The sequence below is a fragment of the Sphingomonas sp. LR59 genome (assembly GCF_036855945.1).
Taxonomy (GTDB): domain Bacteria; phylum Pseudomonadota; class Alphaproteobacteria; order Sphingomonadales; family Sphingomonadaceae; genus Sphingomonas.
On sequence record NZ_JASPFL010000001.1, the window covers coordinates 2893033 to 2910726 of the forward strand.

Below are 17694 nucleotides of genomic sequence, written 5' to 3' on the forward strand. Positions count from 1 at the left end.
GGATATCTCTGAGCCCCTCCAAAACCGCCGCCCCTCCAAAACCGTCACCCCAGCGAAAGCTGGGGTATCGTCGTTGGCGGACGCTCCGACCCGGAACGGGGAGATCCCAGCTTTCGCTGGGATGACGACGGGAGAGACGTCAGCTGGCGAACGCTGGAATGACGGTGAGGGCAGTCAGACCCGTCGGCGATCGAGTCCCCACGACAGCGCCCAGATCGCAAACCCGCCAAGCGCCAGCGCCGTCCCGACCCAGCCGGTCGACGGCAACCCATACCCGCCCGCAATCGCCAGCCCGCCAAGCCAAGGCCCCAGCGCATTGGCGGTATTAAACGCCGAATGGTTGAGCGCCGCCGCCAGAGTCTGCGCCTCCTCAGCAACATCCATCAGCCGGGTCTGGAGGATCGTCGACAACCCTCCGCCGCACCCGATCAACACCACCACCGGCAACATCGCCCAGAGATGCGGCGTCGCCGGCGCGTAGAGCGCGAGCGCGCCTGCCCCGAACAGCAACGTGCTCCCCGCCGCCGGCATCAGCGCCACGTCCGCCGCCTTTGCGCAGACCAGCGTCCCGATCGTCATCCCCACCCCGAACAGCGCGAACGCGACCGGCGTGAACGCGGACGATACGCCGGTAACCTCGGTCAAGGTCGAGGCGAGATAGGTGTAGACGCAGAAGATCCCACCGAACCCGACCGCGCCGATCGCCAGCGTCAGCCACACCTGTCCGTTACGCAGCGCTGCCAGTTCGCCGAGCGGACTCGCATCGTTCGCGGGCCGCAGGACCGGCGCGAACTTCAGCAGCATCGCCACCGTCACCGCGGCGATGATCGCGACGATCCCGAAGCCCCAGCGCCAGCCGAACCACTGGCCAATCCCGTTCGCCAGCGGCACGCCCGCGATCGTCGCGATCGTCAGCCCCAGCATCATCCGCGAGACCGCGCGCGACCGCTTCTCGCGCGGCACCATCGACGCCGCGACGAGCGACCCGACGCCGAAATAGGCGCCGTGCGGCAGACCGCTCAGGAACCGGGCGAACAGCATCAGGTGATAGGTCGGCGCGAGCGCGGACAGCCCGTTGGCGATCCCGAGAAACGTCATCAACCCGATCAGCAGCACCCGCCGCTCGATCTTCGCGGCCAGCACCGCGATCGTCGGCGCACCGACGACTACGCCGAGCGCATAGGCGCTGATGACATGCCCCGCGGTCGGTTCGTCGATCCCGAGTCCGCGCGCGAACTGCGGCAACAGGCTCATCGCGGCGAACTCGGTGGTCCCGATCGCGAAGCCACCCACGGCAAGCGCGAGCAGCGCCAACCGCGCGTTGATCGGCGGGGTAACGGGCGGGGCAAGCGAGATGGGTTGGTCGGTATCGATCATGCGGTTTATTTCGCAGGTGCAGCATAAAGCTTCAACCCGCGGACACCCGATCAAATGTCAGCCGCACCCAAGCCCATGTTCGCAGACACGCGGCCTGGTCAGACCGCGCCCTCGATCGGCGCGGTCATGATCACCCGCAGCCCGGGCATGTTGTCGTCATGCTCGATCGTGCCCGACAGCCCGGCGACGATCGCATTCATCATCCGGCTGCCGAAGCCCTCTCGTGTGCCGACCTTGCCCGAACCCTCGTCCGCGACGATCAGGCGAAGACGGTTGCGATGCTGTTCGAGCGCGATCAGGATTGGGCCCGGACGCCCGCCATAGGCATATTTGCTGGCGTTGATGACGAGCTCGGTCAGCACCAGCCCGATATTCACGGCGCGATCGGTCGGCACCAGGATCGGCGCGAGATCGAGCCGCATGTGCGCCGCCCAGTCTGCGCCGAGCGAGGTCTTCATGTCGCCGGCCAGCTCCTCGAGATAGCGCGACAGATCGACCGACTCGACCTGATCGTCGCGGTATAGCCTGCGGTGCACCAGCGCGACCGCGGAAAGCCGCGCCTGCGCTTCGGCGAGATGCTCCTTCACCTTGGCATCGTCGGACGCCTTGGCCTGGAGCGACAGGAACGCGGCGACCAGCTGGAGGCTGTTCTGGACGCGGTGATTAACCTCCTTCATCAGGACGTCCTTCTGCGCGATCAACACATCCTTGTCGGCGAGCGTACGCTGCATATCGGCATTGAGCAGGCGGAGCCGCTGGTTGATATGCGCGTCGTGAAACGCACGGCGCAGGCGGTGCGCGGCCTCGATCTCCTCGAGCGTCCAGCGCCGCGACCGTCCGGACACGATCTGCGTCCAGGACTCGAACGAGGTGCGCGGGGTAAGCACCGCGGTCGGATCGAGCGAGACCGCCTTATGCGGATTGCCCGCCCACTCGACCTCCTCGGCCTGTTCGGCGCGGAACCAGAACAGCATCGCACCATCGTCGATCAGCGGCATCGCGAGCACGCCGCTAGCGCAGGCGCGATAGGCCTCCGCACGCGGCAGCAACGCGGGAAGCTCGTGCGTCGCCAGCGGCTCGATCCCGCTGCGCGCGCAGACCCAGGCGGCGAGGTCGCGAATCTCGTCATGCGCCAGGCAGACCCCGTCGGTGTCGACGATCGTCCCCTGCACGAACGCGAACCCGTCGGCGTCGAGCATCCGCCGCAGGTCGTCGCGCAGCGCCACGACGATGCTGCGCGGCGCCGGTTCGGTGGCGAGCTTGGCGATCACCGCATCCTCGGCGCCGCGCAACCGCAGGCGTTCGCGGTAGATCTCGGCCTCTTCCTTCGCACGGATCTGACGCGCGAGCCCGCTGGCCAGCGTCGCCGACGCGGCGCGGATGTCGGGGCTCAATCCCCGCGGCGTAGCATGATGGCAGGCGATCAGGCCCCACAGCAGCCCATCCTTGACGATCGAAATCGACGCCGACGCGGCGACCTCCATGTTGGCGAGATAGCGCAGGTGGATCGGCGACACGCTCCGCACCGTCACGTCGCTGAGATCGAGCGTTTCGAAGCCGGCGGGCCGCAGCACCGCGGGCGTATAGGCGATCATCGGGATGGTCCGCGTGCGGTTGCGAACGTACAGCGCGCGCGCCTGCTGCGGAATATCCGATGCCGGGAAATGATGGTTAAGGAACGTGCCGAGACCGACCGCCTTGTCCTCCGCCACGACGCGCCCAGCGTCGTCGTCGAGGAAGCGATAGATCATGACGCGGTCGAACCCGGTAAGCTGGCGGAACGCGATCGCGGCGCGGTCGCACAGCGTGCTCAGATCGGTCGCGCGCTCGAACATCGTGATCATCGGGTTGAGACGACCGAGCATCTGCGTGGCGGTCATCGGTGCGGCATCAACGGGTTCGAGCTCGGCCAGCAGATAGTCGCCGCTGCGGTGGATCGTCACCTCGAAGCGTTCGGCCGATCCCATCACCGGATCGCCGACCATCCCCCCTGGCCCCACGTCGTCCATCGGCACGGCCTGCGCGAGGAGTTGGGAGAGGTCTGCGCCGAGCCACTCTGCCGCCAGCCGACCCTCGATATTACCCGCCCCCGCGACGATCTTCAGCGACGCCGGATCGGCGACCAGCAACAGGCCGTGCGGCTGGATCGAACCCGGAATGTGGATCGGCTCGCGGTCGCACGCGGTCAGGTCCAGCCCGCTGTCCTGGGTCTGCGCCTGATCGAGCGCAGTAGCGTCTACATCGTTCTGCGCAGTCATCGGCCAAGGCCCCCTTGTCAGCAAAACCGCTGTGGCGGTCATTGCGGAACAAAGCAAATACCCTCGCAGTGAGCCTATTGATCAGGATCAGGACGGCGGCGCGGTCTCGGCATAGCGGCGCGCGATGACCGCGCAGGCGATCAGCTGCAATTGGTGGAACAGCATCAGCGGGAGCAGGATCACGCCGACCTGCGCGGGCGGGAACAGCACGCCGGCCATCGGCACGCCCGACGCAAGGCTCTTCTTCGACCCGCAGAATTGCAGCACGATCGCATCCTCGCGGGGCAGCTTCATCAGGCGGGCAACGGCAAACGTCAGCCCGAGCACGAAGGCGAGCAGCGCGGCGCACAGCAGTCCGACCAGGATCAGGTCGCCGATCGACAATTTGGTCCAGAGGCCTTCCACCACCGCGGCACCGAACGCGCTGTAGACGACCAGCAGGATCGAACCGCGATCGACCACCGTCAGCAGGCTCTTCTTGCGCGTCACCCACGCGCCGATCCACGGCCGCAACAGATGCCCGGCGACGAACGGTACCAGCAGTTGCAGCACGATCGCCTCGATACTCTCGATCGAGATCCCGCCGCTGCCCGAAGTGTTCATCAGCAGCGCGACCAGCGCCGGCGTCACGAGGATGCCGAGCAGGTTGGAGAAGGACGCGCTGCACACCGCCGCCGCGACATTGCCGCGCGCAATCGCGGTGAAGGCGATCGACGACTGCACGGTCGAGGGGAGCAGCGTCAGGAACAGGAGGCCGGCGGCGAGCGGCCCGGTCACGAACGGCAACGCAGTCAGCCCCAGCCCGAACAGCGGGAATGCGACGAAGGTGATGGCGAGCACCGCCAGATGCAGCTTCCAGTTGCGCAGCCCCGACAGAATCGCATCGCGCGACAGCTTCGCGCCGTGGAGGAAGAACAGCAGGACGATGCCGATATCCGCCGCATAGCCGACGATCGTCGCCATCTCACCGCGTGCCGGCAGCAGGCTCGCCAGCACGACGGTGCCGAGCAGCATCAGGATGAACGGCTCGAAGACGGAGAGGAACCGCCTGATCACGGATGCGCCTTCACATAGGCGTCGAGCGTCGCGAGATGGCCGCTGAGCGCGTCGTCATCCAAGAAACTGCCGAGGAAGCTGTTGCGCGCGAGCGTCACGACCTGCTCGCGCGACAGGTTCTTCGCACGCGCCGTCTGCCGGAAATTCTCGCCGATATAGCCGCCGAAATAGGCCGGATCGTCCGAATGGATCGTCGCGCGCAAGCCGAGATCGAGCATCCGGTCGATCGGATGGTTCTCCAGCCTATCGACGTTGCGCAACGCGACGTTCGACAACGGGCACACGGTGAGCGTCATCGCATCGCGTGCAAGCCGAGCGACCAGCGCCGGGTCCTCCAGCGCGCGATTGCCGTGGTCGATCCGGTCGACCTGGAGGATGTCGAGCGCCTCGTGGATATAGGCGGGCGGGCCCTCCTCGCCGGCATGCGCGCACAGCATCAGCCCGGCGTCCGCCGACGCCGCGAACACGCGCGCGAACTTCGACGGCGGATGGCCGACCTCGGAGGAATCGAGCCCGACGCCGATGAACTGGTCGAGCCACGGCTCGGCCTGCGCAAAGGTCTTGAACGCGTCCTCCTCGTCGAGATGGCGGAGGAAGCTCATGATCAGGCCGACCGACATGCCGTGCTTGGCCTGCGCCTCGTCGATGCCGGCGAACAGCCCGCGCGCGACGACATCGAAGGGGATGCCGCGGTGCGTGTGCGTCTGCGGGTCGAAGAAGATCTCGGCATGGACGACGCCGTCCTGCGCGACCCGGTCGAAATAGGCGACCGCCAGATCGCGGAAATCCTCCTCGGTCTGGAGCACCGCGGCACCGGCGTAATAGATGTCGAGGAACGTCTGCAAATTGGTGAAACTGTAGGCCGCGCGGACATCCTCGACGCTCTTGAATGGGATCGCGACCTTGTTGCGCTCGGCCAGTGCGAACATGAGTTCGGGTTCCAGGCTGCCCTCGATATGGAGGTGGAGTTCGGCCTTCGGCAGGTTCGTGATGAAGTCGTCTGTCATGATCCGTCCTGTCGCTTGGGTCGCGTCGGCTGCAACCATTCCGCCCGCCGCGCACTACCGCAAGTGCGAAAGCCGTTGCATGACAATCCTGTCACGTTACCGAGCGCCGATACTTACGCGAAGGACACCATCGATGCCGACAGGATTGGTCGCACTGCTCGACGACATTGCCGGGATCACCAAGCTCGCCGCCGCCAGCCTCGACGATATCGCCGCGACCACCGGCAAGGCGGGCAGCAAGGCGATCGGCGTGGTGGTCGACGATGCCGCGGTGACGCCGCGCTACATGGTCGGGTTCGAGCCCAAGCGCGAACTGCCGATGATCTGGAAGATCGCGCTCGGCTCGTTCCGCAACAAGCTGGTCTTCATCCTGCCCGCCGCGCTCGCGCTGAGCGCATTCGCGCCGTGGTTGCTGACGCCGTTGCTGATGCTCGGCGGTACGTATCTGTGCTTCGAGGGCGCGGAGAAGATCCTCGAAGCGTTCGGTGGCGGGCATGCCGAGGAGGTCGTCGAGGCGCCCGTCGATGCGGCGACGCTCGAAGCGCAGAAGGTCTCGGGCGCGATCCGCACCGACTTCATCCTGTCCGCCGAGATCATGGTGATCGCGCTGTCGGATGTGGCGACCAAGCCGATCTGGGAGCAGGCGATCGTCCTGGCGCTGGTCGGGATCGTCATCACGATCGGCGTCTACGGCGTGGTCGCGCTGATCGTGAAGATGGACGATATCGGGCTGCATCTGGCGCAGCGCAGCAGCGCGGTGGTGCAGGCGATCGGGCGTGGGCTGGTGAAGGGCATGCCGATCGTGATGGCGGCGCTGTCGGTGATCGGGACGGCGGCGATGGTCTGGGTCGGTGGCCAGATCATCGTTCACGGGATCGAGGAGTTCGGGTTCACGACGCTGCCGCACTGGATCCACGACACGGCGGAGGCGGCATCGCATGCGGTGCCGTTCGCCAAGGGCGCCGTGAACTGGGTGATGAACGCGTTCTTTTCGGGGATCGTCGGGCTCATCCTCGGCGGCGCGATCGCGCTGGGTCTGCATGCGGTGAAAAAGCCCAAAGCACACTGAAGGACGGAGTGCCGATCGCTGCGGACCGTGTCGTGATGGGGCGCACCTTCCCATCTCGGTAAAGGACTGGACGGCTGCCCTTTATCGCGATTACACCTCGTGTCATCGTCTCTCAGCCGGAAGGCCCTTCCTTTGATCCGCAAGCTTCTCGTCGCATCCCTGCTCGCGTCCGCTGTTCCTGCGGTGGCGCAGGTTCCCGCCGGCAATACTGCGCCACAGCCGGTACCGTTCGTGGACACGATCCCCGACGCGGTCGACACGCCCTATCCGGGCACGCTGCTGCTCGACGTCGATGCGACCGATACCGAGCGCGGCATCTTCCGCGTCAAGCAGACGATCCCGGTCGCCAAGTCCGGGCCGATGGCGCTGCTGTATCCGAAGTGGCTGCCCGGCGCGCATTCCCCCGCGGCGAGATCGAGAAGCTCGCAGGCCTCGTGATCCGCGCGAACGGCAAGATCCTCCCCTGGACGCGCGATCCCGTCGACGTGTTCGCGTTCCATATCGACGTGCCGACTGGCGCGAAGTCGGTGGTGGCCGAGTTCCAGTTCATCTCCGCGACCAAGGGCGACCAGGGCCGCGTGGTGATGACCCCGACGATGATCAGCCTCGAGCCGAATCTCGTCAGCCTCTATCCGGCCGGCTATTTCACCCGCCAGATCCCGATCAAGATGACCGTCACCTACCCGACCGGCTGGACCGCGGCGGGCGCGGTGCCGGCGAAGGTATCGGGCTCGACCTACAGCTACGACACGACCAACTACGAGATTCTCGTCGATCTCGCCGACGCTGGCGGGCAAATACGGCAAGGTCTGGCCGCTCTCCCCCGCGTCGATCTCAACGTCTTCGCCGACAGCCCTGACCAGCTCGCCGCCAAGCCCGAGCAGATCGATGCGCACAAGCGCCTCGTCGACCAGGCGGTGAAGACGTTCGGCGCGCAGCATTACGATCATTACGAATTTCTGCTGTCCATCACCGATCAGCTCGGCGGGATCGGCTTGGAGCATCATCGCAGTTCCGAGAACGGCGTCCGTCCCGGCTATTTCACCGAATGGGAGACGGGGGCCGCCGCGCGGAACCTGTTGCCGCATGAATACACGCATAGCTGGGACGGCAAGTTCCGCCGCGGCGCCGACCTGTGGACGCCCGATTTCCGCACGCCGATGCGCGATTCGCTGTTGTGGGTCTACGAGGGCCAGACGCAGTTCTGGGGCTATGTGCTCCAGGCGCGCTCGGGGCTGGTCAGCAAGCAGGACACGCTCGACGGCTATGCCTCGATCCTCGGTATTTACGACACCGCGCCGGGCCGCCAGTGGCGTCCGCTGATCGACACGACGAATGATCCCGTCATCTCGGCGCGCAAGCCCAAGGGGTGGACGAGCTGGCAGCGGTCGGAGGATTACTACAACGAGGGCCTGATGGTCTGGATGGAGGTCGACGCGATGCTCCGCCAGAAGTCGAACGGCACCAAGTCGATCGACGATTTCGCGCGCGCCTTCTTCGGCGTCCGCGACGGCGATTACGGCGAGCTGACCTACACCTTCGCCGACGTCGCGAAGACGCTGAACGGGATCGTCCCCTATGACTGGGCGACGTTCCTAAACACGCGGCTGACCGAGACGGGCAAGCCCGCGCCGATCAACGGCTTTGCGATGAACGGCTACAAGCTGGTCTACGGCCCCGAGCAGAGCCCGTATCTGAAGCAGGCGGAGAAGACGCGCGGCACCGATGTCAGCTATTCGCTCGGCATGGTGATCAACAAGGACGGCGTCGTCACCTCGTCGATCTGGGACAGCCCGGCATTCAAGGCGGGTCTCGACGTCGGCACCGAGATCGAGGCGGTCAACAGCGAGGCCTATTCGGCGGACCGGATCAAGGCGGCGATCGTCGCCGCGCAGGGGACGAAGCTACCGATTCGTCTCACTGTAAAGAACAACGACCGATTCCGTGACATCTCGCTCGATTACCACGACGGCCCGCGCTATCCGCGGCTTCAGAAGGTCGGTACAGGTGACGGTGGGCTCGACAAGCTGCTGACGCCGCGCTGACCAGCCACTGACTTACCGGTGCCGGTCGCTCCCCAGACGAGGAGCGCCGGCACCGTCATATTCTGAAAGGACCGCCATGCGTATTGATCTCATCCCGACCGGCAAGAACCCGCCCGAAGACCTCAACGTCATCATCGAAGTCCCGACCGGCGGCGAGCCCGTGAAGTACGAGTTCGACAAGGCCAGCGGCGCGCTGTTCGTCGATCGCATCCTGCACACGCCGATGCGCTATCCCGCGAACTATGGCTTCGTGCCGCACACGCTGAGCCCCGACGGCGATCCGCTCGATGCGCTGGTCATCGCGCGCTCGCCGTTCATCCCAGGCTGCGTCGTCCGTGCGCGTCCGATCGCGGTGCTGAACCTCGAGGACGAAGCCGGCGGCGACGAGAAGCTCGTCTGCGTGCCGGTCGACGCGGTGTTCCCGTATTATGCGAACATCGGCGAGCGTGGCGACATGCCGGAAATCGTGTTCGAGCAGATCGAGCACTTCTTCACGCACTACAAGGACCTGGAGAAGACGAAGTGGGTCCGCGTCGGCAAGTGGGGCGACGCCGACGAAGCCAAGCGCGTGACGATCGAGGCGATCGAGCGCTACAACGCCGAGAAGGCCAAGGGCGAAGAGCCGATGAACGCGGACGACACCGCAGGGCGCTGATCGCATGACAACGGCGTCTCGTGCGTTCGATGGCATCCGCGTCCGCGCGGCGCAGATCGGACTATACGAGACGCCGATACTGCACGGGCGGCTGGCCGATGCGGATGCGCTGAACGCCGCGCTCCGGTCGGCGATCCTCGATCGTCACGCCGCCGCGCCCAGCCTCGCACGGTCCAATGTCGGTGGCTGGCATTCCGCCACCGACATGCTCGACTGGGGTGGACCGGCAGCAGCGGCGCTCGCCGATACCGCGGTGAAGATGGCGAAGCGCGCGTCGCATTTCGATGGGCGCGATGCGGCGACGGTCGAATGGACCGTCAAGATGTGGGCGAACGTCTCCCCGCCCGGCGCGCTCAACATGAGCCACGCGCATCCCGGCGTGCTGTGGGCCGCGGTCTATTATATCGACATGGGAGTCCCGCCCTCGGAAGGCAAAGCGGGCGGCGAGCTGTTCTTCGAGGACCCGCGCTTTCCGGTGCCGTTCATGCGCCTGCCCGGCTTTCGGCTGCTCGGGATAGACGGCCAGCCGCAACCGGTCGAGCGCCGCCTGCCGACCGAGGCGGGTGATCTGGTCCTGTTCCCCGCCTGGCTCCGCCACGGCGTCCGCCCCCATCTCGGCACCGGCGACCGCATCTCGATCGCGATGAACATCGACGTGAAGGGGTGAGATAGCAGGCAGATTAACCCGCGATCCGCCCTAGTCCTACCGCCCGGCCAGCTTCACCAGGGCATCCCCGGTCATCCGCTGGATCGTCCAGTCCTCCATCCCGACCGCGCCAACCTTCCGGTAGAACGCGATCGCATCGGCATTCCAGTCGAGCACCGACCATTCGAACCGCGCGCAGCCGCGATCGAGCGCTACGCCGGCGAGATGCGACAGCAGCGCGCCACCGACCCCCTGCCCGCGCGCGTCCGGCGTCACGTACAGATCCTCGAGATACAGCCCGCGCTTGCCCGTCCAGGTCGAGAAATTGTGGAAGAACAGCGCGAACCCGAGCGGGCCATCGGCATTCTCCGCGATCAGAGCCTCCGCGGCAGGCCGCTCCCCGAACAGTGCCTCCGCCAGCATCGGCTCGGTGGCCTCGACTGCATCCGGCTCGCGCTCGAACGCGGCGAGTTCGCGGACGAAGCGCAGGATCGTGCCGACATCGGCCGGAGTCGCGGAACGGATATGGATCATGCACTAGCCTCGATCGATGTCTGCGCGATGTCACGCCGCCGCGCCGCGTACAGGCACGCGACGACGATGATCGCCGCGCCTGCCAGCGTGAACGCCGATACCCGCTCGCCGAACACCAGGAAACCCAGGCCGGCGGCATAGACGAACGAGGTGTATTCGGTGGTCGCGAGGAACCCGGTGTCGCCGTGCGCATAGGCCCAGCCGAGCAGCCACAGCGACGCGGTCGCGAGCCCCGCGGCCAGCACGAGCTTGGGCCATTGCACCGCCTCGGGCACCACCGCGAGCCAGGGCGCCGCGAGCGCCAATGTCGCGGTGATCACGAGCGCCTGGAAGAACGCGATCTCGCCCGGCCGCGCCGCCTGGCTCTGCAGCCGCGCGATCACCAGGTTCACCGCATACAGCACCGCCGAGCCGAGGATCGCTAGCGTCCCGTGAAACGTCTCGGGCCCCGGCACCTCGCGCCCCTGCCCGATCATCACCACCAGCACGCCGCCAAGCGCCGCGATCGACGCGACCAACGTCTTCCATCCCACCCGCTCACCCAGCGTGACGGCCGCGAGCAACAAGGCGAGAATCGGCGCGATGTAGGTCAGCGAAATCGCCTGCGCCATCGGCACCCGCGCAAGCCCCCAGAAGAACAGCACCGCCATCGCCGTCGTCACCAACCCGCGCGCTAGATGCAGCTTGAGCGCCCGCCCGCTCGGCCGACCGCTGTTCCCGAGCTTCCACGCGACCGCACCGAGGCCGACGCTGATCATCTGCCGCCACAGCAGCGCGTTATAGACGCCGATCGCCAGCACGAGCGACTTCATCACCGCGTCCATCATGGAGAACAGTCCGATGCCCAGCGCGGCGATCGTGAAGGCCAGGGCAGGCGAAACGGTGCGCGAGGTCATCGGAACAGGCGGATATCCACATCGAGGCCGAGCGTCACCCAATCCTTGTCCGCAGTCCACAAGGTCGCGGCCTGATCGATCGCCAAGGCCAGGCAGACCCGGTCGGCAATCGACACGTTCTTGCCTTTGACGACCGGCCACAGATCCGCGGCAATCTTCGCCTGGGTTACAGTGAAGGGCATGATCACGATCTCAAGCCGATCAAGGTTCGCGATCACCGCCTCGACATCGGACACGATCTCGAACAGCTTGCTGCGCACCTCGACCAGATTGACGCTAGACAGCATCGCGCCGCGCGCATGCTCGATCGCGACATCAGCGCCGGGCTCGTTCTTCAGAATCGCCAATAGGGTGGACGCGTCGAAAACGACGGTCACGCGGTGTGCCGCGTCCGCCAGTCCTCGATCTCCGTGTTCTCGCGGACCGCATCGGCGCGACGTTCCGCCAACAATTCGTCCACCAGATTACGATCGGCAGGCTTTGCCATCGATCGGAATTCGGACTGCACCTCGCGGACGACCTGCGCGTAGGTCTTCATCGTCAGGCCGCCGTCCGGGTTGAGTTCGATGACCAGCGAATCGCCATCTTCGATCCCCGCATCGCGACGCAGTTCGAGAGGCAGGGCGATCTGCCCACTGACGACTTTAGCGTGATAGGTCATGATCACCTCCAGCGAGGTGTGACCCTACCACGCCGCTTATTCCGCCGCCACCGGCACCAGTGCAGCCATCGCCTCATCCGTAGCCTCGATCTCGGCGGCTTTCGCCTCGACCAGCCGGACGATGTGGTCGACCATGTCGGCATCCTGGACATGGTGGTCGGTGACGCCCGACAGATACACCATGTGCTTGCCGTTGCCGCCGCCGGTGATGCCGATGTCGGTCTCGCGCGCTTCGCCGGGGCCGTTCACGACGCAGCCGAGCACCGACAGCGACATCGGCGTGCGGATGTGCTGGAGCCGTTCCTCCAGCGCCTGCACCGTGCGGATTACGTCGAAGCCCTGACGTGCACACGACGGGCACGACACGACGCGGACACCGCGGTTGCGGATGCCGAGCGACTTGAGGATCTCGAAGCCGACGCGGACTTCCTCCTCTGGCTCGGCGGAGAGCGACACGCGGATGGTGTCGCCGATCCCGTACCAGAGCAGGCTGCCCATCCCGATCGCCGACTTCACCGTGCCGCCGACGAACCCGCCCGCCTCGGTGATGCCGAGATGCAGCGGGCAATCGACCTGCTCCGCGAGCTGCTGATACGCCGCGACCGCGAGAAACAGGTCGGACGCCTTCACCGCGACCTTGAACTCGTGAAAGTCGTGGTCCTGCAGCAGCTTGATGTGATCCATCGCCGACTCGACCAGCGCATCGGGGCAAGGCTCGCCGTATTTCTCGAGCAGGTGCCGCTCGAGCGAGCCGCCGTTGACGCCGATCCGAATCGCGCAGCCGTTGGACTTGGCTGCATCGACGACCTCCTTCACGCGCGATGCTGAGCCGATATTGCCCGGATTGATCCGCAGGCACGCCGCGCCCGCATCGGCCGCTTCGAGCGCGCGCTTGTAGTGGAAGTGGATGTCCGCGACGATCGGCACGCGGCTGGCGCGGACGATCTGCTTCAGCGCGGCCGTCGATTCGACGTCGGGGCAGCTGACGCGGATGATGTCGACGCCCGCGTCTTCGCAGCGCCGGATCTGGTCGACCGTCGCGCGGACGTCGTCGGTCGGCGTGTTGGTCATCGTCTGCACCGTGACCGGCGCATCGCCGCCGACGGGGACGTTGCCGACCATGATCTGGCGGCTCTTGCGGCGGGTGATATCGCGCCAGGGACGAAGGGACATGGGGATTCCTCGGGAGTTCGAGGCCTATATAGCGACTTGCGCGCTGGAACGGAACATCGCTGGCCGGAGTAGCGATCGTCGGCCATAGCGGCGCACGGCTTTAGGAGCGAACGCGATGACCCTGTCCCTGTACGATGCGACGATTCCCTCGAACCTCCAGATTCTGCGTGCGGTCGACGCGCTGCTCGACAAGGCGGAAGCGTTCGCGGCCGAGAAGGGTATCGAACCCGCGACGCTGATCGATGCGAAGCTCGCCGACGACATGCTGCCGTTTGGCTATCAGGTGAAGTCGTGTGCAGCGCATTCGGTCGGCGGGATCGAAGGCGTCCGCTGCGGCACCTTCTCGCCCGATCGATCGGCTTGGCCGACCGACTTCGCGGGTCTCCACAGCGTGATACGCGACGCGATCGCCAAGCTTGAGGCGATCGACCGGGAGACGTTCGATGCGCTCGCCGACAACGACACGACCTTCGAGTTCGGCACGTTCGTCATGCCGTTCACCGGCGCGAACTTCCTGCTCTCGTTCTCGCAGCCCAACTTCTACTTCCACGCCAGCACCGCCTACGCGATTCTCCGCGCGCAGGGCGTACCCATTGGCAAGCGCGACTTCATGGGCACGCCGCGCATGAAGGCGTGAACCGGCGCGGGGAACGCCTTAGCCGCCCGACGCTTGCGGCACCGGCCCCCGCCCCGTAGGGCCGCGCGATGACGCGGCATTATGGCATGGACTGGCTGCGGATCGGGGCGTTCGCGCTGCTGATCCTCTACCATATCGGCATGGTCTTCGTGCCGTGGAACTTCCATGTGAAGTCGCTCCATGTCGAGGACTGGGTGCGACTGCCGATGCTCGCCAGCAACGCGTGGCGCCTGACGCTGCTGTTCGTCGTCTCGGGCTATGCCAGCCGCGCGCTGCTCGCCCGGTCGAGCGGCACAGGCGGGTTCTTTGCCAATCGTTGCAACCGGTTGCTTGTACCGCTGCTGTTCGGCATCGCGGTGATCGTCCCGCCACAGCCCTGGGTCGAGCTGGTTACGAAGCACGCCTATACCGGCAGCTATCTGACGTTCTGGAGCCATGACTATTTCCGCTTCGGCAAGCTCGCCGGGCTCACGCTGCCGACCTGGAACCATCTCTGGTTCGTGGTCTATCTCTGGGCCTACACCACCGCGCTGACGCTCGGCCTGATCGTCGTCCGCGGCGATTGGCTCCAACGCGCGTTCGACTGGGTCTTCGGCAGCTGGGCGGTGTTCGTCCTCCCGGTCGCGTGGCTCGTCTTCGTCCATGGCTGGTGGTTCCAAATGGCCGCCGAAACCCAGGCGCTGTACGGCGACTGGGTCGCGCACGTGACCTATTTCCCCGCGTTCCTGTTCGGCTTCGGCCTCGCCCGCTCCGAGCCCGTAATGGCCGCGATCACCCGCTGGTGGAAGGTCGGCGCGATCGCCGCGCTGCTCGGCTATGGCGCGATCCTGGCGATCGAGCTCGAATGGCCCGGCGACATCGTCGCGCCGCGCTGGATCTATCCCGGCTACGGCGTCGCGCATGCGCTCGAGCAATGGGGCGCGATCGTCGCGCTGATCGGGATCGCCGAACGCCACTGGAACCGCGACCATCGCTGGCGCCCGGTGCTGACCGAAGCGGTGTTCCCGTTCTACTTGATCCACCAGACGATCATCGTCCTTGTCATGTACGCGCTGCTCCCCGCCGGCCTGCCCGGCTGGGCGGAGTTCGCCTGCCTGCTCGCCGCGACGACGATCGGTTGCATCGCCTTCTACTGGATCGGCCGCAGCATCGCGCCGCTCCGCCCCCTCATCGGCCTCCGCGCCCTACCCTCGAAAGACTCAGCATGACCTGGACCCTCGTCATCCACGGCGGCGCCGGCAAACTCGACAGCGAGATGGTCTCGCCCGAGCAGGATGCGGGTGCGAGAGCGGGCCTGTCGCGTGCGCTCGACGCAGGGTCGAGAGTGCTCGCGGACGGCGGCAGTGCGCTCGATGCAGTCGAGGCGGCGGTCCGCGTGCTGGAGGACGACCCGCACTTCAACTCGGCGCGCGGCGCGGTCTTCACGCACGACGGCACGCTGGAACTCGACGCCGCGATCATGGACGGCCGCACGCGAGCCGCGGGCGCGGTCGCCGCAGCGACCGCTACGCGCAACCCCGTCGGCCTCGCGCGCGCGATCCTCGACGACGGGCGCCACGTGTTTCTTGCCGGCAAGGGCGCCGACGCGTTCTCCCGCGATCGGAAATTGCCGCAAGCGGATGCCGACTGGTTCGCGACCGACGAACGGCGCCGCCAGTTCGCCGAGTTCCAGGACGATGGCGGCGGATTCGACGTCGACATGAAATACGGCACGGTCGGCGCGGTCGCGTGCGATACGCACGGCCATGTCGCCGCCGCCACCTCGACCGGCGGCGTCACCGGCAAGCGCTGGGGCCGGATCGGCGATACGCCGGTGATCGGCGCGGGGACCTTCGCCGACGATCGCGCCTGCGCGGTATCGTGCACCGGCTCGGGCGAGTTCTTCCTCCGCGTCGGCGTCGGCCACGAGATCGCCGCGCGCGTCCGTCTGTCTGGCGAATCGCTCCAGATCGCCGCCGACGCGGTGCTGGCCGAAGTAAAGGCGCTCGGCGGCACCGGCGGCGTGATCGTCGCGGGACCGGACGGCGACATGGCGTGGGGTTTCAACACCGTCGGCATGTACCGCGGGACGGCCTCGTCTGCGGGTAGCCGAACGGTCGCGATCTACGCTAACGAGCCGGCATGAAGCGCTTTCTCCTCGCCGCGATTGCCTCGCTCGGCCTCGCCTCCCCCGCCACCGCATTCTGGGAATACGGCCACCAGACCGTCGCGCAGATCGCCTATGCCAACGTCACGCCGAAGACCAAGGCCGCGATCCGCCGGCTGCTCTCGCAACAGGCTTTGCTCGAAACGCCCGAATGCCCGGCTGGTACGATCGAGCAGGCGAGCGTCTGGGCGGACTGCATCAAGCCGCTCAAGACCGCCGACGGCAAATCGCGTTTCGGCTTTGCGTATAACTGGCATTTCCAGGACGCCGACGTCTGCGCGCCGTTCGACGTCACCGAGTCGTGCAAAGACGGCAATTGCGTCTCGGTCCAGATCGACCGCGACGTGAAACTGCTCCGTGACCGCGCCACTTTGCCGAAGGACCGCGTCCAGGCACTGGCGTTCCTGATCCACTTCGTCGGCGATCTCCACCAGCCGCTGCATGCCGGCGACCGCCACGACAAGGGCGGCAACGACGTGAAGGCGGACTACGGGATCTACGGCCCTGCGCGGTTCAACCTGCATTCGATCTGGGACGGACCGCTGGCCGAGCGCGCAATCTCGACCCCGCCGTCGCTGGTAAGGCGGTATCCTGCGGCCGAGCGGGCTAAGATCGGGGCGGGGACGGTCGTCGACTGGAGCCGGGAGAGCTGGGAAGCCTCGCATGAGGCGTATGCGGCCGCGCTTGGCGGCGACGCGTGTGGTGCGGTGCCGGCGCGGGTGAAGATGGACGACGCCACGATCGCGAAGATGGTCCCGGTGTCGCGCGAAGAAATCCGCCGCGGGGGTATTCGGTTGGCAAAACTGCTTGACAAGGCATTGGGCTAAATCGCTTACCCTCTCCCCTCAGGGGAGAGGGAGGGACCCGCGCGCTCTTGCGCGTGGGAGGGTGAGGGGCTTGAGGCTCGGGACGTGAATCCCAACAGCCCCTCACCCTTCCGTCGCCAAGCGGCTCCTCCTTCCCTCTCCCCGGAGGGGAGAGGGACCAAGTAAGATTAGTTCAGCACCACCGTGACCGCGCGGCGGTTCGCCGCCCAGCTCTGGTCGTCCGAACCCATCGCCACCGGGCGCTCCTTGCCGTAGCTGATCGTCGTCATCCGCGACGACGACACGCCCTTCGCCGCCAGATAGTTCTTGGTCGCGTTCGCCCGACGATCGCCGAGCGCGAGGTTATACTCGCGCGTGCCACGCTCGTCGGCATGGCCTTCGATCGTGATGCGCTGGTTCGGGAACTTGGCGAGCCACTGCGCCTGGCTGTCGAGGATCGCGCGTGCGGTCGGATCGATGTCGTACATGTCGAGCCCGAAATTCACCGTGTTCGAGCTGACCGAGCGCTGGAAGTCGGCATCCGACCCCGGCACGATCGCGCCGCCGACATTGCCGTTGTTCATCCCCGCATTGGGATCGACCGCAGCGTTGTTGTCGACCGGTGCGGGCGGCAGCACCGCGGGACGCTTCTTCGCGCAACCCGAAACGGCGATCAGCGCGGTGCACGCAAGCAAGATGTTGGAAAGCTTCGACATAGATAGTCTCCC

17 protein-coding genes and 1 pseudogene are annotated in these 17694 nt (G+C 66.4%); 8 read left to right on the plus strand and 10 right to left on the minus strand.

Annotated features, from left to right (window positions below; translation table 11 throughout):
* Nucleotides 1–174: 174 nt before the first annotated feature.
* From QP164_RS13405 to QP164_RS13420, 4 genes are all read right to left on the minus strand, one after another.
* Complete coding sequence (locus QP164_RS13405) at nucleotides 175–1377, minus strand: MFS transporter (protein WP_333923459.1); 1203 nt, start codon at nucleotides 1375–1377, stop codon at nucleotides 175–177.
* Between the two features lie 98 nt (nucleotides 1378–1475).
* Nucleotides 1476–3635 carry a histidine kinase dimerization/phosphoacceptor domain -containing protein gene (locus QP164_RS13410; RefSeq protein ID WP_333923460.1) on the minus strand — a complete coding sequence of 720 codons (2160 nt, stop codon included), beginning with the start codon at nucleotides 3633–3635 and terminating at the stop codon, nucleotides 1476–1478.
* A gap of 87 nt (nucleotides 3636–3722) precedes the next feature.
* A complete protein-coding gene (locus QP164_RS13415) occupies nucleotides 3723–4688 on the minus strand; it encodes a bile acid:sodium symporter family protein (protein ID WP_435368382.1) in 966 nt (321 codons plus the stop codon).
* Nucleotides 4688–5698: an adenosine deaminase gene (locus tag QP164_RS13420; RefSeq protein ID WP_333923462.1), complete on the minus strand. Its 1011-nt coding sequence runs from the start codon at nucleotides 5696–5698 to the stop codon at nucleotides 4688–4690. Before QP164_RS13420 ends, QP164_RS13415 begins: the two co-directional genes overlap by 1 nt.
* Before the next feature lie 133 nt (nucleotides 5699–5831).
* Here QP164_RS13420 and QP164_RS13425 point away from each other — a divergent pair, with 133 nt between their 5' ends.
* The 4 genes and pseudogenes from QP164_RS13425 to QP164_RS13445 all read left to right on the plus strand — a co-directional run bounded on the left by QP164_RS13425 (nucleotide 5832) and on the right by QP164_RS13445 (nucleotide 10134).
* Entirely contained in the window at nucleotides 5832–6767 is a 936-nt protein-coding gene (locus tag QP164_RS13425) for a DUF808 domain-containing protein (RefSeq protein ID WP_333923463.1), read from the plus strand.
* A 132-nt stretch (nucleotides 6768–6899) separates the two neighbouring features.
* Nucleotides 6900–8812 (plus strand): annotated as a pseudogene (locus QP164_RS19875) (M61 family metallopeptidase).
* A 76-nt stretch (nucleotides 8813–8888) separates the two neighbouring features.
* The gene (gene ppa, locus QP164_RS13440) at nucleotides 8889–9467 is read left to right on the plus strand and encodes an inorganic diphosphatase (protein ID WP_132895682.1); all 579 of its coding nucleotides are present in this window, start codon (nucleotides 8889–8891) and stop codon (nucleotides 9465–9467) included.
* 4 nt (nucleotides 9468–9471) lie between these two features.
* Nucleotides 9472–10134: a TIGR02466 family protein gene (locus tag QP164_RS13445; RefSeq protein ID WP_333923464.1), complete on the plus strand. Its 663-nt coding sequence runs from the start codon at nucleotides 9472–9474 to the stop codon at nucleotides 10132–10134.
* A gap of 36 nt (nucleotides 10135–10170) precedes the next feature.
* Here the strand turns inward: QP164_RS13445 and QP164_RS13450 are convergent, their stop codons facing one another.
* Genes QP164_RS13450 through ispG form a run of 5 tightly spaced genes read right to left on the minus strand, consistent with a single transcriptional unit; the run spans nucleotide 10171 to nucleotide 13377 of the window.
* Entirely contained in the window at nucleotides 10171–10647 is a 477-nt protein-coding gene (locus QP164_RS13450; protein ID WP_333923465.1) for a GNAT family N-acetyltransferase, read from the minus strand.
* Complete coding sequence (locus QP164_RS13455; protein ID WP_333923466.1) at nucleotides 10644–11543, minus strand: DMT family transporter; 900 nt, start codon at nucleotides 11541–11543, stop codon at nucleotides 10644–10646. Before QP164_RS13455 ends, QP164_RS13450 begins: the two co-directional genes overlap by 4 nt.
* Nucleotides 11540–11920 carry a type II toxin-antitoxin system VapC family toxin gene (locus QP164_RS13460; protein ID WP_333923467.1) on the minus strand — a complete coding sequence of 127 codons (381 nt, stop codon included), beginning with the start codon at nucleotides 11918–11920 and terminating at the stop codon, nucleotides 11540–11542. Before QP164_RS13460 ends, QP164_RS13455 begins: the two co-directional genes overlap by 4 nt.
* Entirely contained in the window at nucleotides 11917–12204 is a 288-nt protein-coding gene (locus tag QP164_RS13465; RefSeq protein ID WP_333923468.1) for an AbrB/MazE/SpoVT family DNA-binding domain-containing protein, read from the minus strand. Before QP164_RS13465 ends, QP164_RS13460 begins: the two co-directional genes overlap by 4 nt.
* Nucleotides 12205–12240: 36 nt before the next feature.
* Entirely contained in the window at nucleotides 12241–13377 is a 1137-nt protein-coding gene (gene ispG / locus QP164_RS13470; RefSeq protein WP_333923469.1) for a flavodoxin-dependent (E)-4-hydroxy-3-methylbut-2-enyl-diphosphate synthase, read from the minus strand.
* A gap of 115 nt (nucleotides 13378–13492) precedes the next feature.
* On the opposite strand from ispG, the gene QP164_RS13475 reads away from it, so the two are divergent.
* From QP164_RS13475 to QP164_RS13490, 4 genes are all read left to right on the plus strand, one after another.
* Entirely contained in the window at nucleotides 13493–14014 is a 522-nt protein-coding gene (locus QP164_RS13475; RefSeq protein ID WP_132734594.1) for a DUF1993 domain-containing protein, read from the plus strand.
* A gap of 68 nt (nucleotides 14015–14082) precedes the next feature.
* The gene (locus QP164_RS13480) at nucleotides 14083–15222 is read left to right on the plus strand and encodes an acyltransferase family protein (protein ID WP_333923470.1); all 1140 of its coding nucleotides are present in this window, start codon (nucleotides 14083–14085) and stop codon (nucleotides 15220–15222) included.
* A complete protein-coding gene (locus tag QP164_RS13485; protein ID WP_333923471.1) occupies nucleotides 15219–16139 on the plus strand; it encodes an isoaspartyl peptidase/L-asparaginase family protein in 921 nt (306 codons plus the stop codon). Before QP164_RS13480 ends, QP164_RS13485 begins: the two co-directional genes overlap by 4 nt.
* Nucleotides 16136–16987, plus strand: a complete 852-nt coding sequence (locus QP164_RS13490) for a S1/P1 nuclease (RefSeq protein WP_333923472.1) — start codon at nucleotides 16136–16138, stop codon at nucleotides 16985–16987. Before QP164_RS13485 ends, QP164_RS13490 begins: the two co-directional genes overlap by 4 nt.
* A gap of 167 nt (nucleotides 16988–17154) precedes the next feature.
* Here the strand turns inward: QP164_RS13490 and pal are convergent, their stop codons facing one another.
* A complete protein-coding gene (pal, locus tag QP164_RS13495; protein ID WP_132734603.1) occupies nucleotides 17155–17682 on the minus strand; it encodes a peptidoglycan-associated lipoprotein Pal in 528 nt (175 codons plus the stop codon).
* Nucleotides 17683–17694: the final 12 nt, after the last annotated feature.

Bases quoted from the DNA above. Each gene is read 5' to 3' on its own strand.
- QP164_RS13480 (WP_333923470.1), top strand. From the start codon at position 14,083: ATGACGCGGCATTATGGCATGGACTGGCTGCGGATCGGGGCGTTCGCG.
- QP164_RS13450 (WP_333923465.1), bottom strand. From the start codon at position 10,647: ATGATCCATATCCGTTCCGCGACTCCGGCCGATGTCGGCACGATCCTG.
- pal (WP_132734603.1), bottom strand. From the start codon at position 17,682: ATGTCGAAGCTTTCCAACATCTTGCTTGCGTGCACCGCGCTGATCGCC.
- QP164_RS13465 (WP_333923468.1), bottom strand. From the start codon at position 12,204: ATGACCTATCACGCTAAAGTCGTCAGTGGGCAGATCGCCCTGCCTCTC.
- QP164_RS13490 (WP_333923472.1), top strand. From the start codon at position 16,136: ATGAAGCGCTTTCTCCTCGCCGCGATTGCCTCGCTCGGCCTCGCCTCC.
- QP164_RS13485 (WP_333923471.1), top strand. From the start codon at position 15,219: ATGACCTGGACCCTCGTCATCCACGGCGGCGCCGGCAAACTCGACAGC.
- ispG (WP_333923469.1), bottom strand. From the start codon at position 13,377: ATGTCCCTTCGTCCCTGGCGCGATATCACCCGCCGCAAGAGCCGCCAG.
- ppa (WP_132895682.1), top strand. From the start codon at position 8,889: ATGCGTATTGATCTCATCCCGACCGGCAAGAACCCGCCCGAAGACCTC.
- QP164_RS13475 (WP_132734594.1), top strand. From the start codon at position 13,493: ATGACCCTGTCCCTGTACGATGCGACGATTCCCTCGAACCTCCAGATT.
- QP164_RS13455 (WP_333923466.1), bottom strand. From the start codon at position 11,543: ATGACCTCGCGCACCGTTTCGCCTGCCCTGGCCTTCACGATCGCCGCG.
- QP164_RS13445 (WP_333923464.1), top strand. From the start codon at position 9,472: ATGACAACGGCGTCTCGTGCGTTCGATGGCATCCGCGTCCGCGCGGCG.
- QP164_RS13420 (WP_333923462.1), bottom strand. From the start codon at position 5,698: ATGACAGACGACTTCATCACGAACCTGCCGAAGGCCGAACTCCACCTC.
- QP164_RS13425 (WP_333923463.1), top strand. From the start codon at position 5,832: ATGCCGACAGGATTGGTCGCACTGCTCGACGACATTGCCGGGATCACC.
- QP164_RS13410 (WP_333923460.1), bottom strand. From the start codon at position 3,635: ATGACTGCGCAGAACGATGTAGACGCTACTGCGCTCGATCAGGCGCAG.
- QP164_RS13405 (WP_333923459.1), bottom strand. From the start codon at position 1,377: ATGATCGATACCGACCAACCCATCTCGCTTGCCCCGCCCGTTACCCCG.